Below are 26,802 nucleotides of genomic sequence, written 5' to 3' on the forward strand. Positions count from 1 at the left end.
AGTGGCTTATTTATATTACATTTTAGGAGGAGAAAATACATGGAAAACTTTTTTAAGTTGAAAGAAAATAATACAGATATAAGAAGGGAAGTTATTGCAGGAATAACGACCTTTTTAGCTATGGCTTATATAATAGCCGTAAATCCAGATATTTTATCTGTTGCAGGTATGCCTAAAGGAGCAGTGCTTACTGCAACTTGTTTATCAGCAGGATTAACGACAATAGGTATGGGACTATATGCAAATCTACCTTTTGCTTTAGCATCAGGAATGGGACTTAACGCTTTCTTTACTTTTAGTGTAGTTAAACAGATGGGAGTTGATTGGAGAATAGCTCTTACTGCTGTGTTTGTTGAAGGTCTTATATTTATCATCTTATCAGTAACTAATGTGAGGGAAGCTGTAGTAAACGGAATACCTAATACTTTGAAGCTAGCTGTAACAGCAGGGATTGGTTTGTTTATAGCTTTTATAGGATTTGTGAATTCAGGTATAGTAATTCAGGACCCTGATACTCTAGTTAAAATGGGTGACTTTACTACTCCGCCGGTTATAATATCAGTTATTGGAATAATAGTAATAGTAATTTTGTCTAAAAAGAATGTTAAAGGAGCTTTGCTTTGGGGAATAGTTATAAGTACACTTGTAGCCTGGGGATATGCTTTAACTAATCCTAAAGTAGCTGCAGAAGTTTATAAAATATATCTACCAAATGGAATTTTTAAATTTGAATCATTAAATTCCGTAGCTTTTAAATTAGATTTTTCTTATATAACTAATCCTGATAAAATGTGGTCATTTATTACTATAATTCTTACTTTCTTATTTGTAGACTTCTTCGATACAGTAGGAACTCTAGTAGGAGTTGCTACAAAAGTTGGAATGATTGACGAAGCAGGAAGAGTAAAGAATGCAGGAAAGGCATTGCTTGTAGATGCTATTGGGACAACCTTTGGAGCTTTAGTAGGAACATCAACAGTAACAACTTATGTAGAAAGTTCAGCGGGAGTTGCAGAAGGAGGAAGAACAGGATTAGCATCTGTTGTAACAGGAATATTGTTTTTAGCAGCTATGTTTCTATCACCTTTATTTATAGCTATACCTGCTTGTGCTACTGGACCAGCGCTTATTATAGTAGGATTTTTTATGATGGAGAATATAGTTGAAATTGACTTTTCTGATTTTACAGAAGGAGTTCCTGCCTTTTTAACAATAGCTTTAATGCCTTTAACATACAGCATTGGGGATGGACTAACTATAGGAATTTTATCATATGCAATATTGAATTTAATTAATAATATGCTTATAAGGGATGAAGCTAAGAAAAAGAAGGTATCTATAGTAGTATATGTGCTTGCTATATTATTTACTATAAAATTGATAATGACAGGTCTTAATTAAAAGTTTATATTTTAAGAAATTACTGTTTCTATATAATTTATTTGTAAAAACCTCGCTAAAATGCGAGGTTTTGTTCTTTGCCAGATATATAGTGGAATTTAAGACTTTTATTACATTTTATAAAAGCTATTTACACCCAATATCTAGAACAACTGGTTCTTATATTTAAAATAAGTAACATTAAGATAAAGTTAAGAATACTATAAACTAAAAATTATATTATGGGGGAAATATAATGAAGATAAATAATAGACTTTGTAATATTAAAGAATATCATTTTAAAGAAATTGATGATATTAAGAACAAAATGATAGCTCAGGGTAAAGAAATAATAGATTTTGGAATAGGGGATCCTGATATAAGTGTTCACAAAGATATAATAAAAGGATTAGTAGATAGTTTACAATATAATGATTTTAACAAATATCCTCCTTATGACGGTATAAATGAATTAAAAAAGGCAATTATAAAGTACTATAGAGAAATTTTTCAAGTTTATTTAGATATGGACGAAGTGCTTGTATTAATAGGATCTAAGGAAGGAATTAGCAATATAATACCAGCAGTATGCGATATAGGAGATTATGTTATTGTACCAAATCCGAGATATCCAGTTTATGAAATGTGCTCATATCTTTGGGGATGTAAGCCTTATAAAGTTCCATTAAAAGAAAAGAATAACTATCTTATAGATTTATCAAATATACCTGACGAGATAAGAAAAAAAAGTAAACTTATGATCATAAATTATCCGAATAACCCAACAGGAGCTATTGCTAATAATAAATTTTATAATGAAGTATTAAATTATTGTATCCAAAATGATATTGTATTATGCAACGATAGTGCTTATAATGAAATAATTAGAGAAAATAAGGAGCCTGTCAGTTTATTACAAACTGATTTAAGAAAAAAATCAATTGAATTCGGAACTTTCTCAAAAACTTTTAATATGACTGGATTTAGGATTGGGTATGCAGTAGGAAATAGAAAAGTTTTAAAGGCTCTTTTAAAAGTAAAAAGCAATTTGGATTCCAGCCAGTTTAAAGCAATTCAATATGCAGCTGTAAGTGCGCTAAATATCGGTAGGGATTATATAAAGCATATTAGAAAAATATATGATGACAGAAGGAATATAGCAGAGGAGATTTTAAAACAAAAAGGAATACGTTTTTATAAAGGTGATGGGACATTCTATATCTGGTGTAAAGTGCCTAGCAGTTATACAACCGATGAGTTATGTCGAGAATTTTTATCTTCATATGGAATTATTGTTACTCCAGGATATGCTTTTGGAGATTTAGGTCATGGATATTTTAGAATTGCGCTTACAAAAGATAGGGATGTTATATATAAAACATTAAATAGATTAAGAGTATACAATTAATATATTTTAATATAATAAAAAATGTGTTATCATGATTCTTATGTGCTGAATTGAAATTGAACTTGAAATTTTAATCCGTATTTATGTATAATTAGTATAAACTTATAATGTGCTGCGGAAGGATGATAAAAATGGTAAGAAGTATGACAGGCTTTGGAAGGGGAATGACTAGGGAAGGAACAAGTCGCAGTTTTATTATTGAGATAAAGAGCGTAAATCATAGATATTTTGATTTGAATATCAAGATACCTAGAAATTTGTTGTCATTAGAAAACAAGATTAGAGAAACTATTAAAGCAAAGATTAATAGAGGTAAAGTAGATGTTTTTATCAATCAAAGTATTTACGAAAATGATGATGTAGAAGTATATTTCAATGAAAAGCTGGCAGATAGTTATCTTGCTTGTTTGAAAAAAATAAAGGACAGATATGAAGTTATAGATGATATATCTGTATCCTTAATTGCAAAATTTCCAGATGTGATTACTGCTGAGAAGAAAGAGGAAAACCTAGAAGAAATTTGGAGCAACTTACGAGAGCCTTTAAATGAGGCTATAGACTCGTTAATAAAAATGAGAGAAAATGAAGGAACAAAACTAAGAGAAGACATTATTGTTAAATGTACTGCTATTGGAGAGTTAGTATCTCAAATTGAAGAAAAATCTCCTTTAGTAGTTGAAGATTATAAAAATAAACTTAATAGCAGGATAGCAGAACTTTTAAATACTTCAGAAGTTGATGAGACCAGAATAGCAATGGAAGTGGCTTTGTTTGCAGATAAAGCAGCCATAGATGAAGAAATAGTAAGGTTAAAAAGTCACATTGCTCAATTAAAGCAAACTTTAGATAAAGATGAGCCTATTGGCAGAAAACTTGATTTTATAGTTCAAGAAATGAATAGAGAAACCAATACTATATCTTCAAAGGCTAATGATTTAGGAATTTTAAATTTAACTATAAATGTAAAAAACTATATAGAAAAAATTAGAGAACAAATACAAAATATAGAATAGAAATTAGGAGGACTAGCATGAGTATTAAATTAATAAATATAGGATTTGGAAACATTGTTTCTGCTAATAGATTAGTAGCTATTGTGAGTCCCGAATCTGCCCCTATCAAAAGAATTATACAAGAAGCGAGAGATAGAGGAATGTTAATTGATGCTACATATGGAAGAAGAACTAGAGCTGTAATAATTACTGATAGCGATCATGTTATATTATCAGCTGTTCAGCCAGAAACCGTAGCTCATAGGTTATCTGCTAAAGGTGAAGTAAGTATTGATGAGGTTGATGAATAATGAGTGATATTAAAAATAATGATTTTAAAAAATCCAGAAAGGGCCTTTTACTTGTTATATCAGGACCATCAGGGGCAGGAAAGGGAACTATTTGCAAAGAGCTGTTAAACAAGAATAGTCTTTGGTTATCAGTTTCAGCTACAACAAGAGCGCCAAGGGATGGAGAGATAGATGGAGTTAATTATTACTTTTTAGACAGAGATGAATTTATAGATAAGATTAACAAAGGTGATTTTTTAGAATATGCAGAAGTTTATGGAAATTATTATGGTACTCCAAAATCAAAGGTCATAGAAAAACTTGAAGAAGGAAAAGATGTTATACTAGAGATAGATATTCAAGGAGCCTTAAAGGTTAAAGAAGCGTATCCTGAAGGCGTATTTATTTTTATTCTACCTCCTTCTATGGAGGAACTGAAGAATAGAATAATTAAAAGGGGAAGTGAAACTCCAGAATCATTGATGACAAGGTTCAAGGCTGCATATAAAGAAATCAATTATGTATCAAAATATAATTATGCAATTATTAATGATAAAGTTGATGAAGCTGTTAAAAAGATAGAAAGTATAATTACAGCTGAAAAATGTAGCGTTGAAAGGATACAACAAAATATTTTTTCTAAGGAGGGACTTATGCATGAACAATTATATGATTAATCCATCAATTGTGGACTTATTAGATAAAGTTGATAACAGATATTCCTTAGTTATTGTAACAGCTAAAAGAGCTAGGCAAATAATAGATGGTGATGAGGCTTTAGTAAATATACAAGATACAATTAAACCTCTTACAGTAGCTATTAATGAAGTGAATGAAGGAAAAGTCTCTTATGAATCAGTAATGAAAGGAATAAAATAACATGGAAAATAGAAAGACTGTAGTAGTTGGTGTAACAGGAGGAATAGCTGCTTATAAAGCTTTAGATGTAATTAGCAGATTAAAAAAGGCAAATTTAGATGTGAATGTTATAATGACTGAACACTCTACAAAATTTGTTAGTCCTCTTTCATTTCAATCTTTAAGTCAGAATATGGTTATAACTGATATGTTTGCTGAGCCAAAAGCTTGGGAGATTCAACATATATCTTTAGCCAAAAAAGCAGATTTAATGCTTATAGTTCCTGCTACAGCAAACATTATAGGGAAAGTTGCAAATGGTATTGCAGATGATATGCTATCGACTACTATAATGGCTACAAAGGCGCCTGTAGTTTTTGCTCCAGCTGCAAATACTAATATGTTCATGAATCCAATAGTTCAAAATAATATAAAAAAATTAAGGGAATATGGATATAAGTTCATTGATCCAGATGAAGGAAGACTTGCTTGTGGTGATACAGGAGCAGGAAAACTAGCAGATACAAAGTTAATAAGTGATATAGTTATCAGTATGCTTTATGATATTAAAGATTTAAAGGGCAAAAAGGTTCTAGTAACAGCAGGACCAACTATTGCACCTATTGATCCTGTAAGGTATCTTACTAATAGGTCTACAGGAAAGATGGGTTATGCTATTGCTGAAGAAGCAAGAGATAGAGGTGGAGATGTTACATTAGTATCTGGACCATGTAATCTTGAGAAACCTTTTGGCATCAACGTAATAAATGTAAACACTAATGAAGAAATGCTCAAGGTTGTTGAAGAGAAATTTCAAACATCTGATATAGTTATAAAGGCTGCTGCAGTAGCTGATTATAAACCTAAAAATTATTCACGAGAAAAAATAAAAAAAGGTAATGATGATTTAATATTGGAACTAACAAGAGATAATGATATACTTAAAAAATTAGGTTCTATGAAAAAGAATCAGATTTTAGTAGGTTTTGCAGCAGAAAGCAATAATGTAATTGATAACGCGACTGCTAAACTACATAATAAAAACTTGGACTTTATTATAGCTAATGATATAACTTGCAGTGATACCGGTTTTGCATCAGAAGACAATAAGGTCACTATATTGAGTAAGACTGGAGAGAGTATATCTCTTCCTAAAATGGGCAAAAGAATGGTAGCAAAGGAGTTATTTAACTTGATTAATAAAAAGCGCTAATGCGCTTTTTTCTTGTAATTATGAAAATTTCATTAATACATAAAGGGTGAATTTTGTGAATCAATATGCAGGAATTATAGTAAATAACGAATCTGTTCAAGTTGATAAAATTTTTACCTATAAAATACCTAAAAACTTAATTAATAAATTGAGGGTGGGACATAGAGTAAAAGTCCCTTTTGGAAGATCAAATAAAAATATTGATGGATTTGTATTAGAATTATATGAAACTTGCAGAGATGTGAAAGGAATTAAGTCTATAATAGGTATATGCGATGACTTTACGGTGTTAAGAAAAGAAGATGTAAAACTTATAAATATTATGAGAGAAAAATATTTATGTACATACTTAGAATGTATAAAAGTAATTATACCCACAGGGATAACTAAAGGTATTAAAAATAAGATAAAAGAAGTTATATGCCTTGGAGAGAATCTTGATGATAAGTTTAATAAAGAACCTTATATTACAATATATAAAATAGTCGAAAAAAATAATGGAGTATATTCTAAAACAGAAATTAGTAATAAGTTTACTGTATCTTTATCTTCTATAAATACGATGATAAAACATGGATTTCTTCGCAAAAGTCAAGAAATAATTGAAAGATTTGATAATAGAAGTTATTCTAGTTATGCAGAAAAAAAACTTAATAAAGAACAGGAGACTGTGGTAAACTCCATTCTAAATTCTAAAAAAAACATATTCCTAATTCATGGAGTTACTGGAAGCGGAAAAACTGAAGTTTACATGAATATGGTACAGCATATGATTAATAAAAATAAAGAATGTATAATATTAGTTCCTGAAATATCATTAACACCTCAGATGGTAGAAAGATTTAAAGGAAGATTCGGAAATGATATTGCTGTTTTTCACAGTAGACTTTCTGATGGTGAGAGATATGATGAATGGCTTAGAGTGAAAAATAAAAAGGTAAAAGTTGCTATAGGAGCACGCTCTGCTATATTCTTGCCCTTTGACAATTTAGGGTTAATAATAATAGATGAAGAGCACGAATCAAGTTATAAGTCTGATAGTGATCCTAAATATAATGCCAGAGAAATTGGAGAACTTAAGTGCAATATTGAAAACTGTAAGTTAGTATTAGGTTCGGCTACTCCATCTGTTGAAACTTATTATAGATGTATGAATGGAGAAATAGAATTGTTGACTCTAGAAAAAAGAGCGGATGGTGCTAAATTGCCATTTATAAAAATAGTTGATATGAGAGAAGAATTGTTAAAAAATAATAAATCTATATTTAGTAGAGACTTATATAATGGCATAAATAAAGCTTTAAGTAATAAAGAACAAATAATATTATTTTTAAATAGAAGGGGATTTTCAACATTTATATCTTGTAGAAAGTGCGGATATGTATTTCAATGTGATAATTGCGATATATCTTTAACTTATCACAGCAGCGGAAATTATTTGAGCTGTCATTATTGTGGACGTAGATATCCGATAAAAAAAGTTTGTCCAAAGTGCGGAAGTAGGTATGTAAAGCATTTTGGGATTGGAACAGAAAAAATTGAAGAAGAAATAAAATACAGTTTTCCAGAGGCAAAAGTATTAAGAATGGACTTTGATACAACAAGAAAGAAAAATTCTTATGAATATATATATAATACTTTTAAAAATGGTGAAGCGGATATATTAGTTGGAACTCAAATGATAACTAAGGGATTAGACTTTAAAAATGTTACTCTGGTTGGAGTTATAGCAGCGGATTTGTCTCTAAATTTGCCAGACTTTAGAGCTGGAGAGAAGACTTTTCAGCTTATAACTCAAGTTGCAGGCAGAGCAGGGAGAGGTAAAAAAGCAGGAAATGTTATAGTACAAACCTATAATCCGGATAATTACAGCATAAAGTATTCATCCTTAAATGATTATAAAAACTTTTTTAAAGAAGAGATTGGTCTAAGATATAATATGAATTATCCGCCATTTTCAAAAATATTATCTATTAATATTAGCAGTAAAAATGAAGAACTGTTAATAAAAAGTATACAAAAAATTGGTATAATATTAAAGAATAAATTGGAAAACAATAATAAAATAAGTATATTAGGGCCATCTCCTTGTATATTATCAAAAATAAAAGAATATTATAGATGGCAAATATTAGTAAAGGGAGAATTGGATATAGATTTAGCTGATAATATTAAAAATATAGTTTACACGAGTTTGCAAAATAGTTATAGTGATATAAGGATAAGTTTAGATATTAATCCAAATAACTTATTATAAAACATTAAAAAATATTAATTTGAAAAAGGAGAGGTATAAATGGCATTAAGAAATATAAGACTTGAGGGAGACGAAATTTTAAGAAAGAAATCCAAAAAGGTTGATGATATAAACAGTAGAATTTTGACATTAATAGAAGATATGAAAGAAACAATGTATGCTGCAGATGGAGTAGGTCTTGCTGCTCCTCAAGTGGGTATTTTAAAGAGAATAGTTGTAATAGATGTAGGAGATGGCCCAATAGTATTAATTAATCCAGAAATTATAAAAAAAGAGGGAAGTCAAGTAGATTTTGAAGGTTGCTTAAGTATACCAGGAGAGCAAGGAAAAGTTGAAAGACCTTTTAGAGTTACAGCAAGAGCGTTGAATGAAAATGGAGAAGAAATAGAAATAGTTGGAGAAGAACTTTTAGCAAGAGCTATTTGTCATGAGGTTGATCATTTAGATGGTGTATTATTCATTGATAAAGTGATAAAAGAAGAGGAGGAATAAGTATATGAAGATAGTATTTATGGGAACTCCAGAATTTGCAGTTCCGTCACTTCAGGCTATTATTGATAACTTTGAAGTAGAGGCTGTGTTTACTCAACCAGATAAACCAAAGGGAAGAGGCAAGAAAATTTCTATGTCTCCTGTAAAAGAATTGGCATTAAAACATAACATAAAGGTTTATCAACCAGAAAGGTTGAAAAAAGAACCACAAATTATAGAAGAGCTAAGAAGTATAAAACCTGACTTTATAATAGTAGTTGCTTATGGTCAAATCTTACCTAAGGAAGTTATAGATATACCAAAGTATGCATGCATCAATCTTCATGCTTCTCTTCTTCCTAAATACAGAGGAGCTGCCCCTATTAACTGGGCTATTATAAAAGGAGAAAAAAAGAGCGGAAATACTACCATGTTAATGGATGTAGGACTAGATACTGGAGATATGCTGTTAAAACAGGAGGTCACAATAACTGAAGATATGACCGCTGGTGAACTTCACGATATTTTAATGAAAGATGGGGCTAAACTGTTAGTTGAAACTATAAAAGGAGTATATAAGGGAGAGATTAAGCCTGAGAAACAAAACGACTCTGAAACTTGTTATGCATCTATGCTGAATAAAGAAATGGCTAGGATAGATTGGAAATTATCTTCAAGAGAAATTCACAATTTAATAAGGGGACTAAATCCTTGGCCTGTAGCTTACACTAATTATGAAAGCCAAGTTATGAAGATATATAAATCTAGTGTTTTAGATAAAAAAAGCGAAAAAGCTCCGGGAACAATAATTTATGTTTCTGATAAAGGAATAGAAGTAGCTTGTGGAGAGGGTGTATTGTTAATAAAAGAAATTCAATTTCCAGGTAAAAAAGTATTAAAAGTGGAACAATATATAAAAGGAAATACAATTGAAGAAGGCATTGTTCTAAGTTAGATTTGATATAATTATATTATATATTATGTTGTGAGGGAGGAATATGAATGTTTTTTTATGATTGGACGTATATTATTCTTATTCCAGCTTTGATAGTATCAGCGTGGGCTCAGATGAAAGTCAATTCTACGTTTAGTAAATATTCTAGAGTAAGAAGTATAAATGGTTATACGGGTGCTCAGGTTGCAAGGATGCTATTAGATGCAGAAGGTCTTTATGATGTTCCTGTTGAACAAATTTCTGGAAGGCTAACTGATCATTATGATCCAAGAAGCAGGACTATGAGACTGTCAAGAGATGTATACAATGGTACTTCCGTAGCATCTATAGGAGTAGCAGCTCATGAAACTGGTCATGCAATTCAGCATCAAAGGCACTATGCTCCTCTTCAAATAAGAAACTCCATAGTTCCAGTGGTTAATTTTAGCTCTAATGCTTCATGGCTAATTTTCTTATTTGGATTATTTATGGGATCAAGATACTTGATTAATGTAGGAATACTTTTATTTGGAGCAGTAGTAATTTTTCAATTAGTTACTTTACCAGTGGAATTTAACGCATCAAATAGGGCTTTAAGTATATTGGAACAAAGAAATATATTATATGGAGATGAAATAAAGGGAGCAAAAAGTGTACTATCAGCTGCTGCTATGACATATGTAGCTGCTGCTCTTACAGCTATATTGCAGCTAGTAAGACTTATAGCTTTAAGTAGAGATGAATAACTAGGATTGGAGTAAATCTATGGAGAAAAGTAGAAAAGTATGTGTTGATATAGTAGAACAGGTATTAACTAAAAATGCTTATTCAAACATAGTTTTAAGAAACACTTTAAATAAGTTTAAATTTGAAGATAAAGATAAATCTTTAATAACTGAAATTGTATATGGAACTATTAAATATAAGTATACTATTGATGTCATATTAGAACATTATCTAAAAAAAGGAACAAAAGGTATAGACACTTACGTATTAAATATATTAAGAACGGCTATTTATCAAATTAGATATTTAGATAAAATACCTAATTTTGCAGCGGTAAATGAAGCCGTTGAAATAGCAAAAAAATATAAGTCTGTAGGAGCGTCTCAACTTGTAAATGGGGTTTTAAGAAATTATCTTAGAAATTTAGATAAATATTATTATAATAAAGAAAATGTAGTTGAGGCATTATGCTTTAACTACTCTTTTGATAAATGGTTAGTGAATATGTTTATTGATCAGTATGGAATTACAATAACTGAAAAGATTTTAAAAGGATTAAATGAAAAACCAGCAGTTACTGTAAGAGTAAATAATTTAAAGACCACATATGATGAAGCTTTTTCAGCTCTTGAGAAATATGGTTATGATATTGATGAGGGATATGTATCACCAGAAGCGATTATAATAAATAAAGGAAAAAATATAGAAGAGAATCCTTTGTTTAAAGAAGGGAAAATAACTGTTCAAGATGAAAGTGCTATGCTTGTAGCGCCATCCTTGGATGTTAAAGAAGGATTTGAGGTTCTAGATTTGTGTAGTGCTCCAGGAGGGAAAACGACTCATATTTCTGAGTTAATGAACGATAGTGGAGTTGTAAGAGCTTTTGATATTCATGAAAATAAACTTTCACTAGTAAAGGCAAATGCAAGAAGACTCGGAATAAATAACATAACTTATGATCAAATGGATGCAACCATATTTAATAAAAACCTGGAAAATGTAGCCGATGCAGTTTTAATTGATGTGCCTTGTTCTGGGCTAGGCATAATAAGAAAAAAGCCTGAGATAAAATATACTAAACAGGTAAAGGGAATTAAGGATATAATAAGAGTGCAAAGGGAAATAATGAAGAATGCATCAAAGTATGTAAAGGTTGGAGGAACGCTGGTATATTCCACTTGTACAATAAACAAAAAAGAAAATGAGAATAATATAAACTGGTTTCTAAAAGAGTTTCCTCAATATTCAGTAGAAAAATTATATTACGGAGAGAGAGAAAACATCGTGTATAACGATAACGGATCTGTAACTATCTTACCAAACAAATATATGGATGGATTTTTTATTACTAAACTTAAAAGAATTCGGTAGGTGCAAATAATATGAAAAATATTTTAGATTTTAGTTTAGAAGATTTAAAGTTATGGATGGAAGAAAACAATGAAGGAAAGTTTAGAGCAAAACAGATATTTGAATGGATATATAAAAAAGGAATATTTGATTTTGATAATATGACTAATATATCAAAAGATATCAAGAATAAATTAAAAGACAATTTTTATATAGGAGTTCCACAAACGGTAAATAAGTATACATCCAATATTGATGGAACTCAAAAATTCCTTTTTAAATATAGAGATGGAAATATTATTGAATCTGTTATTATGAAATATAAATATGGAAATACTATATGCGTATCCACTCAAGTAGGATGTAGAATGGGATGCAAGTTTTGCGCGTCTACTATAGGAGGAATAGTAAGAAATTTGACCCATGGAGAAATAGCAGGACAGATATTAAGAGCGCAGTCAGAAATCAATGAAAGAATATCTAATGTGGTACTAATGGGAAGTGGAGAGCCTCTAGATAATTATGATAATGTAATAAAGTTCATTAAATTAATAAATTCTGAGGAAGGCCTAAATATAGGCCAAAGACATATTACATTATCAACTTGTGGAATAGTTCCTAAAATAAAAGAACTAGCGGATAAGGAACTACAAATAACTTTAGCAATATCTTTGCATGCTCCAAGTGATGATATAAGAAAAACCATGATGCCAATAGCAAATAAATACTCTTTAAATGAAATAGTAGATGCTTGCAGATATTATTCTGTTAAGACTAACAGAAGAATAACATTTGAATATGCTCTTGTAAAAGGAGTTAATGATAAAAAAGAGCATGCTAAGGAATTATGTAATCTATTAAAGGGACTTTTATGCCATGTGAATTTAATACCTATAAATGAAATAAAAGAAAATGATTATAAAAAATCAAATATGAAAGATATAGATGCATTCAAAGAAACTTTGACAAGATGTGGAATTGAAACTACAATAAGAAGAGAAATGGGTTCAGATATTAATGCAGCTTGTGGTCAATTAAGAAAGAACTATATGGAAAGTAATTAATGTTATTTATAGTATGCGATGGAGGGTATATTTTTATGGGTGGTAATAAATTTTGTTCGGATGAATATCTGGTAGGATACATATCGGATAGGGGAAACATAAGAGATATAAATGAAGATTATATTGATTACTATGAAAATGATAAAATAAGACTTTATATTGTGGCTGATGGTATGGGAGGCCATAATGCAGGAGATGTAGCAAGTAAAATTGCAGTAGAATCTTGTATAGAGTATATAAAAAATGAAGATAAAATAGATGATAAGGAAGCTTTATTAAAGTCAGCAATTAGCTATGCTAATGAAAAAATATATATTAAATCTAAAGAAAACAGTGGATTAAATGGTATGGGGACAACCATTACAGCATGCTTAATAGATGAAGAAGAAGCAATTATTGCTAATGTGGGTGACAGTAGCTGCTATGCTATATATGCTGATACTATAAAGAAAATTACAAAAGATCACTCTTTAGTACAAGAACTAGTAGATGAGGGAAGTATTACAGAACAGGAAGCTTTAAATCATCCTAATAAAAATATAATTACAAGAGCTTTAGGTACTAAAGAAAATGTAGAGATAGATATTTTTAGAATAAAGACAGATAAAATTTTAAAGTTTTTACTATGTACAGATGGATTATCAAATGAGGTTAGTACAAAAGAAATGTTTGATATAGTGATAAAAAATAATAATGAGGAAGCATGTAAGCTTTTAGTTGATTTGTGTAAAAATAAAGGTGGAAGAGATAATATTTCAGTTATTGTATTTGGAGGAGAGTGCAAAAATGACGGGGACCATTCTAGGTAATAGATATGAATTAATGGAGAAGATTGGAGAAGGTGGCATGGCAGAAGTATATAAGGCCAAATGTCATCTATTAAATAGATTTGTAGCAGTAAAAATATTAAAGTCTCAGTATTCGGATAATATTGAGTTTGTTAATAAGTTTGAACAAGAAGCTGCAGCTGCTGCGAGTTTATCTCATAGCAATATTGTTAGTATTTATGATGTAGGTTCTCAAGATGGTATTAATTATATTGTGATGGAGTATATAGACGGAAAAACTTTAAAACAAATCATCAATGAACAAAAGGTTTTAAAATATAATGATGCAATTATTATTGCTATTCAAATTGCTAAAGCTTTAGAATGCGCTCATAACAACAATATTATACATAGGGATGTAAAACCACATAACATATTGGTAACCAAAGAAGGTGTGGTAAAAGTAACTGACTTTGGTATTGCAAAAGCTACATCTTCAGTAACTATAACAAACTCTGATAGGATAATAGGATCAGCTCATTATTTTTCGCCGGAGCAAGCCAAAGGAAATTTTGTAGATTGCAGGACAGATATATATTCTTTAGGTATTATATTGTACGAAATGGTTACGGGAAAGCTTCCTTATGATGGAGATAGTCCGGTATCTGTTGCCTTAAAACATATACAAGAACAAGTTGTGCCTCCTATTGAAGTGAACTCTAATATTCCTGAAAGTTTAAATAAAATAATACTTAAAGCAATAGAAAAGGAACAGTATAAAAGATATCAAAGTGCGCATGAGATGTTAATGGATTTACAAAAAATCAAACAAAATCCAGATGTTGATATTATTATGAATAATTTCGAAAATGAATATACTAAAATTATGAAGCCTATAACTGGATATGATGAAGTTAAAGAAAAAGATGTGGATGAGAATCAATATCAGTATGAGCATGAAGAAGATGATATAGGTGATATAAATTATACAAACGGTATAGATAATTATATCGAGGAAGATGAAGGTAATAATAATAGAAGTAAAAATAGAATAAAAAATAAAGTGAAAAATAAAAAAAAGATAACTAGCTTAATTGCATTAGGGGTTATTATAATTGGATTTATATCAGCCTTTGTTATTCTAAATAAAGAGTTCGATGGACATAAAACAGGAAAGGCTGTAGTACCCAATATAATTGGATTAAGCAAAGAGAAAGCGCAAAGTTTGGTTGAAGAGCAAGGATTAAAATTTGTAACTACAACCCAAAGCAGTGATAAACCTGCAGGAGTTGTAATTGAATGTTATCCATCGCCAGGTACAGAAATGGATTTAAGTGAAAAAGATGAGGTTAGAGCAATAATAAGTTCTGGCCCTAAAGTAGCTACTGTACCAAATCTTATAGAAATAGAATTAGAAGCTGCAAAAGAATATTTAAAAATATATAATTTAAATTTGGGAAAAGTATCTTATACATATAGTGATACTATTGATGAAGGAAAAGTCTGTGATCAATATCCTAAGCCTGAAACCGTAATAGGTGAAAATACGACTGTTGACTTAGTTGTAAGTAAGGGACCAAATAAGAAGATTACAGTTGTGCCTAATTTAATAAATAAAAATTTAGATGAAGCTCAACAATTATTAAAAGATGCAAATTTGAGATTAGGAAACATTACTAAAATTAATACATTAGATAAATCTTTAGATGGTATAGTTACTGCTCAAAGTATTAAGTCAGGTAAAAAGGTACCAGAAAATACAGCAGTGGACGTAAGCTATTATGTATATGGAGATAAAGCTATGACAATAGTACCAAACTTTGTTAATAAGACTGTAAGACAAGCAAGAAACTTGGCTGCTGAAAATAACTTGATAATAAAGGTCAAGGGTAGAGATGACTTTATAATAACATCACAAGATAAAGCACCAGGGATGGAAGTAAAGGAAGGAACAGTGATAACTCTAACAAGTGAGCCAAATCCATGATAAGCATTTGTAGGAGGAAATATGGAAGGAATAATTATTAAAGGTATAGGCGGATTTTATTATGTAAAAACAGACAATGGCGTATATGAGTGTAAAGCTAGAGGAAAGTTTAGAAATAAAAGGCTAACTCCAATGGTAGGAGATTCTGTGATAATTACTGTTAAAAATAATAATGGAGCTATCGAAGAGATAAAAGAAAGAAAAAATGAGCTTATAAGGCCAGCAGTTGCTAATATATCTCAGGCTTTTATAGTATTTGCACTTAAAAATCCTGATATAAATTTAGAGCTTCTAAATAAGTTCTTGTTGCAGTGTGAGGTGAAAAATATAAAATCTATAGTTTGTTTTAATAAGATTGATTTAACAGATAATTATAGAGAACATGAAGCTGTTAAAATGGTAGATAGTGCTGGATATGAATATATATTTTTAAATGCTAAGAACAAAATAGGATTAGATAAGCTAAAAGAAAAGCTAAAAGAAAATGTTACTGTTTTTTGTGGTCCTTCAGGAGTAGGAAAATCTACTATATTAAACGGTATAACGGGCAGAGAAGTAATGAAGATTGGAAATATCAGCGATAAACTAAAAAGAGGAAAACATACAACTAGACATAGTGAGCTAGTAGAAGCATACGGAGGATTTGTAGTCGATACACCGGGATTTTCCACATTGGAATTAAAGTTTGATAATAAGGAAGAAATTCAAGAGTATTTTCCTGAGTTTTTCGAATATAGGCAAGAGTGTAAATTTAACAGTTGCTTACATTATAAAGAGCCTCAATGTGAAGTAAAAAGTGCAGTGGATGAAGGAAAAATCAATTTAAATAGATATACATTTTACTTAAAGACATTAGAAAAAGTTACTAAAGGAGGAATAAATAAATGATAAAGATATCGCCGTCTATATTATCAGCAAATTTTGCGAGATTGGGAGAAGAAGTAAAAGAATTAGAAAAATACGGTGCTGATTTAATACACATAGATGTCATGGATGGTATGTTTGTTCCTAATATATCTTTTGGTATACCTGTAATAAAAAGTATAAGACCAATCACTAATTTGCCTTTTGATGTACATCTAATGATTGAAGAGCCAGCTAGATATGTAGAAAACTTTGTAAAAGTAGGAGCGGATATAATAACAATACATTATGAAGCTGATAAACATTTAGATAGAACTATAAACTATATAAAAAGCTTTGGCATCAAAGCAGGTATAGCACTTAATCCTGCTACTCCCGTAAGCAGTATAAAGCATATAATAAGTGAAGTTGACATGGTATTAATAATGTCTGTTAATCCAGGGTTTGGAGGACAAAAATATATAGAATACTGTGGAGACAAAATAAAAGAGGTCAAAAATTTATCAAACACATATAATAAAGATCTTTTAATAGAAGTTGATGGTGGAGTTGGAATAGAAAACATAAAAAAGATAGTAGAATGTGGGGCAAATGTAATTGTTGCTGGCTCTGCCGTATTTAAGAACGGTAATATAGAAAAAAATATAAGAGACTTAAAAGAAGGTTTTTGATATGAAAGTAGTTATAGTATCAGGCGGAAAAGCCCCTTCATATGATATTGTTAAGCAAGAACTAAAAGGCAGTTCTTGCTTAATATGTGCTGATAGTGGAGCGAATTGTTTATATGAATATAATATTTCTCCTAACATTATAGTGGGGGATTTAGATTCTATAAATCATGATGCTTTAGACTTTTTTGTGAAAAAAAACATTAATATAATAAAATATCCAAGAGAGAAAGATTTTACAGATACAGAGGCAGCTGTAGATAAGGCTATTGAATTAGGAGCTAGAGAGATAACTATATTAGGGGCAACTGGAAGTAGGATAGATCACATATTAGGGAACATAGGTATATTACTAAAATGTATGAAATTAGGAGTTAACTCTATTATAAAAGATGAAAATAATATAATAAGATTAATTGATAAGCCTATAAAATTAAAGGGAAATATAGGAGATACATTTTCATTGATTCCATATTGTGAAACCATAGAAGATTTAAGTATATATGGTGCTAAATATCCATTATGTGATTATAAGCTGGAGATTGGAAGTTCACTTGGAATATCCAATGAGTTTTCAAGGGAAGAAATATCTATAGAATTTAATAATGGTATTTTAATACTTATATGTTCAAAAGATTAGTAGAAAGTTCGAAATTTATACATGCTTTTGTAACGGATAAAAGGCATTAAGAATATAATGGATATGGGATTATATAGTTGACAGCTATTAATAAGGAGGTCACTATGAGAATAATAGCAATAAAAGTACCTAGAGTAATATCAAAAATTATAAGGATTTTTAAAAAAAGCTAAAAAATAAAATGCAATTGATTTTTCAATTGCATTTTTTTACCTTATATAGCACGTTGAACTTTTCCAGAACGAAGACATCTAGTACAAACATTTATTTTTTTAGGTGCTCCGCTAACTATAGCTTTAACACTTTTTATATTTGGAGACCATTTTCTCTTTGATTGACGATGAGAATGGCTATATTGAACACCAGATATAACGCCTTTTCCACATATTTCACATCTTTTTGCCATCTAATAACACCTCCTAAAATTGAAGATAATAATTCCATACGATAGAACGTATTATATTTTAGCATAATGACATGGTATTGGCAAGTAAAATATAATGTCAATAGTAAGAATTAGTATTTGTATCATTAATTTTCTTGATTATATTAATTATATATTATAAAATAAATATTATGTATAGTCATTAAGGAGGAATAAGTATGCTAGCAATTACCAATGAATGTGGTAGTATAAATTACTCTGAGGAAGCATTGGCTAATATAGTTGGAGTTTCAACTATGGAATGCTATGGAGTAGTAGGAATGGCTTCCAGAAATGCTAAGGATGGACTTTGGGAATTAATTAGAGGAGAAAGTCTAAGTAGAGGAGTTAAAATTAATAGCAAATATAATAAGTTGAATATAGAATTATATATTATAGTTCAATATGGTACTAAGATTTCTGTTATAGCAAATAATGTAATACAAAAAATAAGATATAATGTAGAAAACTATACAGAATTAAAAGTAGCTAGTATAACAGTAAATGTTCAAGGCGTGAGAATCTAAGGAGGTACTTAAATTGGAATGTTTTAAAATAGATGGGTATGATATGCGTAATATGGTCATTACCGCATCGAATAATCTTCAAGAAAAGAAAGAATTTGTAAATTCTTTAAATGTATTTCCTGTTCCGGATGGAGATACAGGCACAAACATGTCTATGACTCTTAAAAGTGCTGTATCAGAGGTAGAGAATATTAAGGAAAAATCTATTTCTGAGGTGGCTAGACGTATAGCAAGAGGTGCCCTAATGGGAGCTAGAGGAAATTCGGGGGTAATTCTTTCTCAAATTTTTAGAGGAATAGCTAAAGGATTAGAAGGAAAAGATGAAGTTGATGCTATAGAATTTGCAAAAAGCATAGCTGAAGGTTCAAATTCTGCATATAAAGCAGTTATGCGCCCAACTGAGGGGACTATATTAACTATAATAAGGGCTGCTGCTGAAAGTGCAATGAATTCAAATGAAACTGATATTATAAAACTGCTAGAAAAAGTATGCAAACATAGTGAAAATATTCTTAATAAAACTCCAGACATGCTTCCTACTTTAAAAGAGGCCAAAGTAGTTGATGCAGGTGGTATGGGATTGTTAATCATACTACAAGGAATGCATAAAGCCTTGAGTGAACATATAGAGGCCGAAGTTGAGAATGTGGAGGAATCTGTAGAGAAAATTACTAAATCAGTACAATCTACTATAGATGCTAAGGATATCAAATACGGATATTGTACAGAATTTTTCATTTTAACTAAGAATGCTTCAGATAAGGTCCAAGATTTAAAAAAATTATTTAATCCTATGGGAGATTCAATGATAGTTGTAGGAGTAGATGATATTATAAAGGTTCATATTCATACAAATGATCCAGGTTGGATATTATCTCAAGCTGTAAAATTGGGAGAGCTATCTAAAATTAAAATAGATAATATGAGAGAACAGCACAGACAAATTCTTGAATTAGAATACGCACCAACTCAAATTGGAGAAGAAGATGACATAAAAGAAGAAAGTAGACCAGAAAAAGAATATGCTTTTATATCTGTATCAATGGGAGAAGGTTTAAAAAGAATTTTTGAGGATTTAGGAGTAGATTCTGTAATTGAGGGCGGTCAAACTATGAATCCTAGCACTCAAGATATTTTAGAATGTATAAATTCATTAAATGCTAAAAATATATTTGTATTACCAAATAATAAAAATATATTTATGGCTGCCCAACAAGCAGCTGAACTTTCAGAAAAGAATGTTATAGTAATACCTACAAAAACAATTCCACAGGGAATAACAGCTATAACTTTATTTAATGGAGATAATAGTATTGAACAAAATATAGCGATTATGAATGAAGCAATATCAAATGTTGTTTCAGGGTCTGTAACATATGCTGTAAGAGATACAGAAGTGGAAGGTAAGGTTATAAAAGAAGGAAATATATTAGGATTAATAGATGGCAAAATAAGTGAAGTAGGAAAAGACATTTATGAGGTTTGCAACAAATTGCTTTCTAATATGGTTAATGAAGATACAGAACTTATTACAATATTTTATGGAAAAGATTGTGATGAAGATAAGGTTGAAGAATTTATAAACATATTAGAAGACAAATATCCGGATATAGATATACAATTTTATAGTGGAGGCCAACCTTTATACTATTTTATTGTATCTGCTGAATAAAAAAAGCCCTAGGGCTTTTTTTATTGCAGGATTTTAGGAGAGAGATGTATGCACATTAATGATGATATAAGCATTTTAAAGGGTGTAGGACCAAAAACTAAAGAAACTTTAAATAAATGCGGAATATATACAATATTAGATCTGATATTATATTTTCCTAGGGATTATGACCAAATTACCTATTGTAATGATATTGAAGAAGTTGTAGATAATAAAAAAATTGCAATAAGAGCTACAGCAATTAAAATTAATAAAGATATTCAGATTAAAAAAAATATGATAATTTCTACTATAGTTTTTAGAAATAATAAATCAATTTTTGAGTGCAAGTGGTTTAATCAAGTTTATATGAAAAGTAAATTTAAACTTGGACGAGATTACCTTTTATCTGGTAATGTTGAATTATATAAAAATAAAAAAATTTTAGTAAATCCAGTAATAGTTGATCCTAAAAGTATTAGTCGTTCAATTGAGCCTAAATATTCTCTGAAAGGAAGTCTTACTAATAATTTTTTTGTCAAGGCTATATCGAGCGTATTAAATACTATAGAAATAAAAGAAAATCTTCCTAGTCAAATTATAAAAAAGTATAATTTATGTTCCTTAGATGAAGCAATTAGAAATATACATAATCCTAAAAAAGAAGAATTCCTAAAAAAGGCCATAAGAAGATTAAAGTTTCAAGAACTTTTTACTTATTCTTTAAAATTGCTTATGATAAAGGAATATAGGAATAGTAGCGGAATAAGTTTTTCTATAGCCCCAGAACTAAAATTATTAAAAGAGAAATTGCCTTTTACTTTAACTTCCGCTCAGAGTAGAGTAATTAGAGAAATTCTTATAGATGAAAAAAAAGATAGACCTATGAACAGATTAGTTCAAGGAGATGTTGGAAGTGGCAAAACTATAATCGCTTTAATAGCTCTTTTTAATGTAGTCAAAAACGGATATCAAGGAGTTCTTATGGCTCCAACAGAAATATTAGCTAATCAACATTACGAGGAAGCAAAAAAGGTATTTAAAGACTTTAATTTAAATATTGCTTTATTATGCGGAAGTACTACTGACAAAAATAAAAAGATGATAAAGGAAGATTTAAAATTAGGAAGGATTGATATAATAATAGGGACACATGCATTATTAGAAGATGATGTAGAGTTTAGTAACTTAGGTATGGTTGTTACGGATGAACAACATAGATTCGGAGTAAGGCAAAGGACTACTTTATGTAATAAAAATAGAAATATAGATGTACTTGTTATGTCAGCAACTCCAATACCACGAACCTTAGCATTATCAATATATGGTGATTTAGATGTATCAACTATAGATGAATTACCTCCAGGTAGAAAAAAAGTAGACACTTTTTATGTAGATAAAAGTCAGAAAAAAAGAGTCTACAATTTTGCTCTAAGTGAAATACAGAAAGGAGCTCAAGTATATATAGTATGTCCACTAGTCGAAGAAAATAAAAAAATAAAAATTACATCAGTAGAGAAACTATATGAAGAGCTAAAAAAGAGTTATTTTAAGGATATAAACATAGAAATACTTCATGGTAAAATGACAACTAAGTTAAAAGACGAAGTTATGGAAAAGTTTAAGAATGGAGATATAAAAGCTTTAATCTCTACTACCGTTATAGAAGTTGGAGTAAATGTACCTAATGCAACGATTATGATAATTGAAAATGCGGAAAGGTTTGGACTTTCTCAGCTTCACCAGTTAAGGGGAAGAGTAGGAAGAGGAAATAAAAAATCATATTGTATTTTAATAAGTGATTTAAAAAGTGAAATTTCAAAAAAGAGAATGGAAATCATCACCAGTAGCAATGATGGATTTTTTATAGCAGAACAAGATTTAAAATTACGTGGAACTGGAGAAATTTTTGGATTAAATCAACATGGGGATGATGGGTTAATTATAGCTAATCTTATAGAAGATTCTGATTTACTTAGATATGCTAATTATGAAGCAAAAGTATTAATTAATAGTAATAAAGAAGAAGACATATTTATAAAAAATCAAATTTTAAAGAGACTTGAAAATACTTCTAAATATATTTGTTTCAATTAATTTATAAAATATTTTTGTGCAATAAATTGATATATGTTAAAATATGAAATAAGACTGGATGTATCCATTCATAAGGGAGGATAAAAATGAGAATCATTGCGGGAATAGCTAAAGGTAAAAAACTTTTACCACCAGATGGTATGCAGACAAGACCAACTTTAGATAGAGTTAAAGAAAATATATTTAATATAATACAAAATAGAATTGAAGATGCAGTTGTTATAGATGTATTTGCAGGAACAGGGAGTCTAGGATTAGAGGCTGTAAGCAGGGGAGCAAAGGAATGCTACCTAGTTGATAAACACCCAACTACATTCAAAAGATTAAAAGAAAATGTGAAAAACTTAAGATTTGAAGATAAATGTATGTGTTTAAATAAAGATTCATATATGGTGTTAAAAGATTTAGGAAAAAAGAAAAAAATATTTGATTTGATATTTATAGATCCACCTTATGCTAAAGAAATGATTCCTCCAGCAATAAAAATAGTACAGGAAGAATCACTTTTGCATAAAGATGGTCTAATAGTTACTAAGATAGACTCTTCTGAAAAAATATATGAAGGTGATGAAAAAATTAGAATAGTGGATTATAGAAAATACGGAAAGACTACTGTTTGTTTTTATAAGTATAGGGAGGAATAAAATGAAAATAGCAGTATACCCAGGAAGCTTTGACCCAATTACTAATGGACATTTGGATATAATAGAAAGGGCTGCTAAAATATTTGATGAAGTAATCGTAGCAGTATTAATAAACCCGGATAAAAAAGGACTTTTTACTATAGAAGAAAGAGTAGAGTTAATAAAAAGAGTTACTAAAAATATAAAAAATGTAAAGGTTGAAAGCTTTTATGGACTTCTTGTAAATTATATGAAAGAAAAAAATGCTCAAGTTATAGTAAAAGGATTAAGAGCGGTCTCTGACTTTGAATATGAATTTCAAATGGCACTTATGAATAAAAAATTAGATGCATCCATAGAAACTTGTTTTATGATGACTAATGCTAAATATTCATATCTAAGTTCATCCTCTATAAAGCAAGTAGTGATGTTTGGAGGATGTATAGAAGATCTAGTTCCAAGTGAAATAGTAAATGATATTGTGGACAAAATTAATAAAAAGTAGGATGATGAACAATATGGAGGTTATAAAGTTATTAGAGTATCTTCAAGAAATAATAGAAACATCGCATAGTTTGCCTATAGTTGGGAAAATAGTGGTAGATAGAAAAGAGATTATAGATATCATTGAACAAATTATAAACTATTTGCCGGATGAGTTTAAAAAAGCTCAGTGGATATGTAACGAAAAAGAAAGAATTTTAAAAGATGCTTATGCTCAAGCTGAACAAATAAAAATAGACAGCTATGAAATATTGAAAAAGGAAATAGAAAAACATAGTATAACAAAAGAAGCGGAAATTAGAGCAAAAGAAATAATTGCTTCAGCCAAGAAAGATTCTAAAATTATAAGAATAGGTGCAAGAGAGTATGCAGATGAAATACTGTGTGAACTAGAAAAAGAAATAAGTATAAAAAGTGAACAAATGCTTCTAAGTATTAAGCAAAGAACAGAGGAGTATATAAAAAACTTAGAAGCTAGTACATCATCTATAACTAATACTATAAGAGAAAACATTAAAGAATTAAGAGATACGGTGAAATAGATTAATTAGTTTTGATATAAAAATAGGAAGTAATAAAAGTATAATTTGGATAGCAAATATAGCAATTAAATTAACATTATTATATGTAAGATTGTTTAAAACAGAAGTTGATATTGATAATTTAAATATATTCAAGGTATATAATAGAAAAGATAATATGCTACATATAATGCCTTGTATAAGTTTTCTTTTAATATATTTTTTAGCAGAAATATTAGTTTTATATGTAACGGAAAAAGTTTGAGAAATTATAGACAAACCACTGAAGCCTAATAGAAAACTTATAATAATAATTTTATATATACTGTCTATATCTAATTTTGAAATTAGACTGCATCCATTTGTCATCTCTAATAATCCTAGAAAAAAACTTTGAAATATTTCTTTTTTATAATTAAAAATTAAGGAAAGTTTTTTAAAAACAATATCGAATAGGATATTGTTTTTTATTATGGCTGTTAAAACTGAAAAGAAAATAATAAATCCTCCTATAGAAAATGAAGTTTTTAAGGCATTGTCTACACTAGTTTTGAGAATATCTCCTAAAGAATTTGGAGTATGTATATAAGCAGGATTGTAGGATTCTTTTTTTTCTTTATAAGCTCGATATAAAGAATTATTAGGAGGTATAATTATAGCCATTACAATACAAGATAAGTAACAAGATATTAAAAGTAGAAATCCTATAGATGAATTATTAAGCATAGATGTTCCTACAGCACCAAGAATAAAAAGAGGGCTAGGATTAGATGCTATATTAATAAGTCTTTCACAAGTTTGAAAATCTATAATTCTTTTTTCGTACAAATCTGAGGCATATTTAGCACCTAAGGGATATCCGCATAACATACTTATAATTATGACTACAGAACAATTTTTGGGAAGCCTAAGAGGCTTACATAATATGTTACCTAAAAGTTTAGAATAAATATTAATACCATCATAAGATAATATCATGTTAATTAGTACTAAGAACGGAAATACAGATACAAATACTGATGTAATAAATAATTTACTTCCTTCTAAAGCTGAATTTAAACATATTTTAGGATTAAATATAATACCTAGTATAAAAACTGTACAAATGGAAGTTGCTATAAGGTTTTTAGTTAGACTGACTTCTGTACTTTTAATAAGGTCAAATATGAAAAACACTATTAGAAACAAAATTAGTAGCAAACAAAAAATTATAATCATATATATCCCCTCGAAAGTATTAATTAGCTTTTAGAATTTTAATACTAAAAGCTAATATAATTATATTTTAGAGTAGGTCATTAATATTACTTCTAAAATAATCGAATAGGGGAGATTGTAAAATCGCTATTAAAAGATATAGATTTATTAATAATACTATAGGCTTTAGTTCCCTGTACATCTATTTGAAGCATGGTATTCAAGTTTTTTGGAAGTTTAGTATATATAGGGATAGAAGCAGTTCTCTTAATTTCTCGCAATATTTCTCTTCCACGATTATTAAATCCAAGAATTCTGGCATATTGAGCTGGTAATTTTCTTAATTCAGCAGTATTATATTCTTCTAATCCTATAAAATATTGACACAGTATTCGGCTAATACGGCTATATGTATATCTTTTGCTTTTTACAGTATTAATTAATTCTTCATATGAACTAGACGAAGATAGAGCTGAGTATAACTTATTATGAATTCCCTCTGAAACATCTGGTAAATTTTCAAGGTTATTTTTCGAGGTAAGAGCTTTATATTTAATATAATTAAAAATAGATTCTTCAAATGCTAAGTTTTTATTATTATAATTTGTGTATAATATATTGTAGGAAGATGAAGGCAATGTATTCATAAGAAGCTCAATGTTTCCTTTATTTTTAAGATGATTGCGTATTGATGTAGCGCTTGAAAATTGTTTTTCTAAATTTATATTATTATAGGATGAGCCAATTCTTTTAATAGTATACGGAACTATAGCACTATCTAGCTTTATTAAGCTTTTGCAATATTCTATAGCTAGGATATTATTAGGATGTTTTAAAGTTTCTATTATATCCAAATCTTTTTTGAAAATATGAGATAGAGCTTTACTTCTAGCAGCAGGGTAAGAAAGTCCTTTGTTCAAATAAGATTTTAAATAGTCTTTGAAAATTTCAGGTTCTTCATATAATACTGAGGCTATTTTATATATTGATTTTATATTTCCGCTTTCGCTGCCAAAACACAAATTATTTACAATTCCTAAGTTGTTAAGCAAACTTACTGCACCGAATGCAAAAAATTCTGCTGAAGATAAACTGTATATAAGAGGAAGTTCTATAACTAAATCTACCCCACAGTTTAGTGCAGTTTTTGCTCTATCCCATTTAGAAATAATAGAAGGAATTCCCCTTTGGGTAAAATTGCCGCTCATTACGCAAATGATTCCATCACAATTGGTTAAATTTTTAGCAGATTCTATATGATATAAGTGTCCCATATGTAGTGGATTATACTCTGCTATGATTGCTGTTAAGTTCATTTAATCACCTCTTAATATATTTTTAGACATTTATATTAAAATTATATATGAATTAATGTAAAATGCTACAAAA

The 26,802-nt window shown here is 29.3% G+C and carries 27 protein-coding genes; 24 read left to right on the top strand and 3 right to left on the bottom strand.

Features of this window, described 5'->3' with window-relative positions; translation table 11 throughout:
- Positions 1–39: 39 nt before the first annotated feature.
- The 18 genes from CPAL_RS02200 to CPAL_RS02285 all read left to right on the top strand — a co-directional run bounded on the left by CPAL_RS02200 (position 40) and on the right by CPAL_RS02285 (position 17,869).
- Positions 40–1,401 carry an NCS2 family permease gene (locus CPAL_RS02200; RefSeq protein ID WP_061857512.1) on the top strand — a complete coding sequence of 454 codons (1,362 nt, stop codon included), beginning with the start codon at positions 40–42 and terminating at the stop codon, positions 1,399–1,401.
- Between the two features lie 235 nt (positions 1,402–1,636).
- Complete coding sequence (locus CPAL_RS02205) at positions 1,637–2,788, top strand: aminotransferase class I/II-fold pyridoxal phosphate-dependent enzyme (RefSeq protein ID WP_106024013.1); 1,152 nt, start codon at positions 1,637–1,639, stop codon at positions 2,786–2,788.
- 131 nt (positions 2,789–2,919) lie between these two features.
- Positions 2,920–3,801, top strand: a complete 882-nt coding sequence (locus tag CPAL_RS02210; protein WP_106024014.1) for a YicC/YloC family endoribonuclease — start codon at positions 2,920–2,922, stop codon at positions 3,799–3,801.
- Positions 3,802–3,818: 17 nt separating this feature from the next.
- Positions 3,819–4,091 carry an extracellular matrix/biofilm regulator RemA gene (gene remA / locus CPAL_RS02215; RefSeq protein ID WP_061857509.1) on the top strand — a complete coding sequence of 91 codons (273 nt, stop codon included), beginning with the start codon at positions 3,819–3,821 and terminating at the stop codon, positions 4,089–4,091.
- Complete coding sequence (gmk, locus tag CPAL_RS02220) at positions 4,091–4,747, top strand: guanylate kinase (RefSeq protein WP_061857508.1); 657 nt, start codon at positions 4,091–4,093, stop codon at positions 4,745–4,747. Before remA ends, gmk begins: the two co-directional genes overlap by 1 nt.
- A complete protein-coding gene (gene rpoZ / locus CPAL_RS02225) occupies positions 4,728–4,949 on the top strand; it encodes a DNA-directed RNA polymerase subunit omega (RefSeq protein WP_061857507.1) in 222 nt (73 codons plus the stop codon). The genes gmk and rpoZ overlap by 20 nt, the downstream gene beginning before the upstream one ends.
- 1 nt (position 4,950) lies before the next feature.
- Positions 4,951–6,141, top strand: a complete 1,191-nt coding sequence (gene coaBC / locus CPAL_RS02230) for a bifunctional phosphopantothenoylcysteine decarboxylase/phosphopantothenate--cysteine ligase CoaBC (protein WP_061857506.1) — start codon at positions 4,951–4,953, stop codon at positions 6,139–6,141.
- Between the two features lie 55 nt (positions 6,142–6,196).
- Positions 6,197–8,398 (top strand): primosomal protein N', encoded by a 2,202-nt coding sequence (priA, locus tag CPAL_RS02235; protein ID WP_061857505.1) that lies wholly within the window; start codon positions 6,197–6,199, stop codon positions 8,396–8,398.
- Positions 8,399–8,437: 39 nt separating this feature from the next.
- Positions 8,438–8,890: a peptide deformylase gene (gene def, locus CPAL_RS02240; protein WP_061857504.1), complete on the top strand. Its 453-nt coding sequence runs from the start codon at positions 8,438–8,440 to the stop codon at positions 8,888–8,890.
- 4 nt (positions 8,891–8,894) lie between these two features.
- Positions 8,895–9,824, top strand: a complete 930-nt coding sequence (fmt, locus tag CPAL_RS02245) for a methionyl-tRNA formyltransferase (RefSeq protein ID WP_061857503.1) — start codon at positions 8,895–8,897, stop codon at positions 9,822–9,824.
- Positions 9,825–9,871: 47 nt separating this feature from the next.
- Positions 9,872–10,549, top strand: coding sequence for a zinc metallopeptidase (locus CPAL_RS02250; protein ID WP_061857502.1), 678 nt, complete (start codon positions 9,872–9,874; stop codon positions 10,547–10,549).
- A gap of 19 nt (positions 10,550–10,568) precedes the next feature.
- The gene (rsmB, locus tag CPAL_RS02255) at positions 10,569–11,900 is read left to right on the top strand and encodes a 16S rRNA (cytosine(967)-C(5))-methyltransferase RsmB (protein WP_106024015.1); all 1,332 of its coding nucleotides are present in this window, start codon (positions 10,569–10,571) and stop codon (positions 11,898–11,900) included.
- Positions 11,901–11,911: 11 nt separating this feature from the next.
- A complete protein-coding gene (gene rlmN / locus CPAL_RS02260; protein WP_061857500.1) occupies positions 11,912–12,943 on the top strand; it encodes a dual-specificity RNA methyltransferase RlmN in 1,032 nt (343 codons plus the stop codon).
- Positions 12,944–12,978: 35 nt separating this feature from the next.
- A complete protein-coding gene (locus CPAL_RS02265; RefSeq protein WP_082787811.1) occupies positions 12,979–13,752 on the top strand; it encodes a Stp1/IreP family PP2C-type Ser/Thr phosphatase in 774 nt (257 codons plus the stop codon).
- Positions 13,730–15,697, top strand: a complete 1,968-nt coding sequence (gene pknB, locus CPAL_RS02270; RefSeq protein ID WP_061857499.1) for a Stk1 family PASTA domain-containing Ser/Thr kinase — start codon at positions 13,730–13,732, stop codon at positions 15,695–15,697. Before CPAL_RS02265 ends, pknB begins: the two co-directional genes overlap by 23 nt.
- A gap of 21 nt (positions 15,698–15,718) precedes the next feature.
- Complete coding sequence (gene rsgA / locus CPAL_RS02275) at positions 15,719–16,585, top strand: ribosome small subunit-dependent GTPase A (RefSeq protein WP_061857498.1); 867 nt, start codon at positions 15,719–15,721, stop codon at positions 16,583–16,585.
- The gene (gene rpe, locus CPAL_RS02280) at positions 16,582–17,232 is read left to right on the top strand and encodes a ribulose-phosphate 3-epimerase (protein ID WP_061857497.1); all 651 of its coding nucleotides are present in this window, start codon (positions 16,582–16,584) and stop codon (positions 17,230–17,232) included. Before rsgA ends, rpe begins: the two co-directional genes overlap by 4 nt.
- A gap of 1 nt (position 17,233) precedes the next feature.
- On the top strand, positions 17,234–17,869 hold the full coding sequence (locus CPAL_RS02285; RefSeq protein ID WP_106024016.1) for a thiamine diphosphokinase: 636 nt from the start codon (positions 17,234–17,236) through the stop codon (positions 17,867–17,869).
- A gap of 214 nt (positions 17,870–18,083) precedes the next feature.
- On the opposite strand, the gene rpmB is transcribed toward CPAL_RS02285, so the two are convergent.
- Complete coding sequence (gene rpmB, locus CPAL_RS02290) at positions 18,084–18,275, bottom strand: 50S ribosomal protein L28 (RefSeq protein WP_061857495.1); 192 nt, start codon at positions 18,273–18,275, stop codon at positions 18,084–18,086.
- Between the two features lie 197 nt (positions 18,276–18,472).
- On the opposite strand from rpmB, the gene CPAL_RS02295 reads away from it, so the two are divergent.
- The 6 genes from CPAL_RS02295 (at position 18,473) to CPAL_RS02320 (ending at position 24,237) form a co-directional block, all read left to right on the top strand.
- Positions 18,473–18,820, top strand: a complete 348-nt coding sequence (locus CPAL_RS02295; protein ID WP_061857494.1) for an Asp23/Gls24 family envelope stress response protein — start codon at positions 18,473–18,475, stop codon at positions 18,818–18,820.
- Between the two features lie 13 nt (positions 18,821–18,833).
- The gene (locus tag CPAL_RS02300; protein ID WP_061857493.1) at positions 18,834–20,492 is read left to right on the top strand and encodes a DAK2 domain-containing protein; all 1,659 of its coding nucleotides are present in this window, start codon (positions 18,834–18,836) and stop codon (positions 20,490–20,492) included.
- Between the two features lie 48 nt (positions 20,493–20,540).
- Positions 20,541–22,568, top strand: a complete 2,028-nt coding sequence (gene recG, locus CPAL_RS02305; RefSeq protein WP_061857492.1) for an ATP-dependent DNA helicase RecG — start codon at positions 20,541–20,543, stop codon at positions 22,566–22,568.
- A gap of 86 nt (positions 22,569–22,654) precedes the next feature.
- Positions 22,655–23,212, top strand: coding sequence for a 16S rRNA (guanine(966)-N(2))-methyltransferase RsmD (gene rsmD / locus CPAL_RS02310; RefSeq protein WP_061857491.1), 558 nt, complete (start codon positions 22,655–22,657; stop codon positions 23,210–23,212).
- 1 nt (position 23,213) lies between these two features.
- A complete protein-coding gene (coaD, locus tag CPAL_RS02315) occupies positions 23,214–23,696 on the top strand; it encodes a pantetheine-phosphate adenylyltransferase (RefSeq protein WP_061857490.1) in 483 nt (160 codons plus the stop codon).
- 13 nt (positions 23,697–23,709) lie between these two features.
- A complete protein-coding gene (locus tag CPAL_RS02320) occupies positions 23,710–24,237 on the top strand; it encodes a hypothetical protein (RefSeq protein ID WP_061857489.1) in 528 nt (175 codons plus the stop codon).
- Here CPAL_RS02320 and ylbJ read toward each other — a convergent pair.
- Together ylbJ and CPAL_RS02330 are read right to left on the bottom strand one after the other, a co-directional pair.
- A complete protein-coding gene (ylbJ, locus tag CPAL_RS02325) occupies positions 24,217–25,434 on the bottom strand; it encodes a sporulation integral membrane protein YlbJ (protein WP_061857488.1) in 1,218 nt (405 codons plus the stop codon). The two genes, CPAL_RS02320 and ylbJ, sit on opposite strands and share 21 nt — an antisense overlap.
- Positions 25,435–25,526: 92 nt before the next feature.
- Positions 25,527–26,729 (bottom strand): nucleotidyltransferase, encoded by a 1,203-nt coding sequence (locus tag CPAL_RS02330; RefSeq protein ID WP_061857487.1) that lies wholly within the window; start codon positions 26,727–26,729, stop codon positions 25,527–25,529.
- Positions 26,730–26,802: the final 73 nt, after the last annotated feature.

The sequence above is a fragment of the Clostridium thermopalmarium DSM 5974 genome, assembly GCF_002995795.1.
GTDB classification, from domain to species: Bacteria; Bacillota; Clostridia; order Clostridiales; family Clostridiaceae; genus Clostridium_H; species Clostridium_H thermopalmarium.

Coding starts and splice junctions, on each gene's coding strand:
- rsgA (WP_061857498.1), top strand. CDS start 15,719: ATGGAAGGAATAATTATTAAAGGTATAGGCGGATTTTATTATGTAAAA.
- pknB (WP_061857499.1), top strand. CDS start 13,730: ATGACGGGGACCATTCTAGGTAATAGATATGAATTAATGGAGAAGATT.
- CPAL_RS02250 (WP_061857502.1), top strand. CDS start 9,872: ATGTTTTTTTATGATTGGACGTATATTATTCTTATTCCAGCTTTGATA.
- rsmB (WP_106024015.1), top strand. CDS start 10,569: ATGGAGAAAAGTAGAAAAGTATGTGTTGATATAGTAGAACAGGTATTA.
- def (WP_061857504.1), top strand. CDS start 8,438: ATGGCATTAAGAAATATAAGACTTGAGGGAGACGAAATTTTAAGAAAG.
- CPAL_RS02205 (WP_106024013.1), top strand. CDS start 1,637: ATGAAGATAAATAATAGACTTTGTAATATTAAAGAATATCATTTTAAA.
- rpmB (WP_061857495.1), bottom strand. CDS start 18,275: ATGGCAAAAAGATGTGAAATATGTGGAAAAGGCGTTATATCTGGTGTT.
- coaBC (WP_061857506.1), top strand. CDS start 4,951: ATGGAAAATAGAAAGACTGTAGTAGTTGGTGTAACAGGAGGAATAGCT.
- rsmD (WP_061857491.1), top strand. CDS start 22,655: ATGAGAATCATTGCGGGAATAGCTAAAGGTAAAAAACTTTTACCACCA.
- ylbJ (WP_061857488.1), bottom strand. CDS start 25,434: ATGATTATAATTTTTTGTTTGCTACTAATTTTGTTTCTAATAGTGTTT.
- rlmN (WP_061857500.1), top strand. CDS start 11,912: ATGAAAAATATTTTAGATTTTAGTTTAGAAGATTTAAAGTTATGGATG.
- rpe (WP_061857497.1), top strand. CDS start 16,582: ATGATAAAGATATCGCCGTCTATATTATCAGCAAATTTTGCGAGATTG.
- recG (WP_061857492.1), top strand. CDS start 20,541: ATGCACATTAATGATGATATAAGCATTTTAAAGGGTGTAGGACCAAAA.
- CPAL_RS02285 (WP_106024016.1), top strand. CDS start 17,234: ATGAAAGTAGTTATAGTATCAGGCGGAAAAGCCCCTTCATATGATATT.
- remA (WP_061857509.1), top strand. CDS start 3,819: ATGAGTATTAAATTAATAAATATAGGATTTGGAAACATTGTTTCTGCT.
- CPAL_RS02320 (WP_061857489.1), top strand. CDS start 23,710: ATGGAGGTTATAAAGTTATTAGAGTATCTTCAAGAAATAATAGAAACA.
- CPAL_RS02200 (WP_061857512.1), top strand. CDS start 40: ATGGAAAACTTTTTTAAGTTGAAAGAAAATAATACAGATATAAGAAGG.
- CPAL_RS02295 (WP_061857494.1), top strand. CDS start 18,473: ATGCTAGCAATTACCAATGAATGTGGTAGTATAAATTACTCTGAGGAA.
- CPAL_RS02330 (WP_061857487.1), bottom strand. CDS start 26,729: ATGAACTTAACAGCAATCATAGCAGAGTATAATCCACTACATATGGGA.
- fmt (WP_061857503.1), top strand. CDS start 8,895: ATGAAGATAGTATTTATGGGAACTCCAGAATTTGCAGTTCCGTCACTT.
- coaD (WP_061857490.1), top strand. CDS start 23,214: ATGAAAATAGCAGTATACCCAGGAAGCTTTGACCCAATTACTAATGGA.
- gmk (WP_061857508.1), top strand. CDS start 4,091: ATGAGTGATATTAAAAATAATGATTTTAAAAAATCCAGAAAGGGCCTT.
- CPAL_RS02210 (WP_106024014.1), top strand. CDS start 2,920: ATGGTAAGAAGTATGACAGGCTTTGGAAGGGGAATGACTAGGGAAGGA.
- rpoZ (WP_061857507.1), top strand. CDS start 4,728: ATGAACAATTATATGATTAATCCATCAATTGTGGACTTATTAGATAAA.
- CPAL_RS02265 (WP_082787811.1), top strand. CDS start 12,979: ATGGGTGGTAATAAATTTTGTTCGGATGAATATCTGGTAGGATACATA.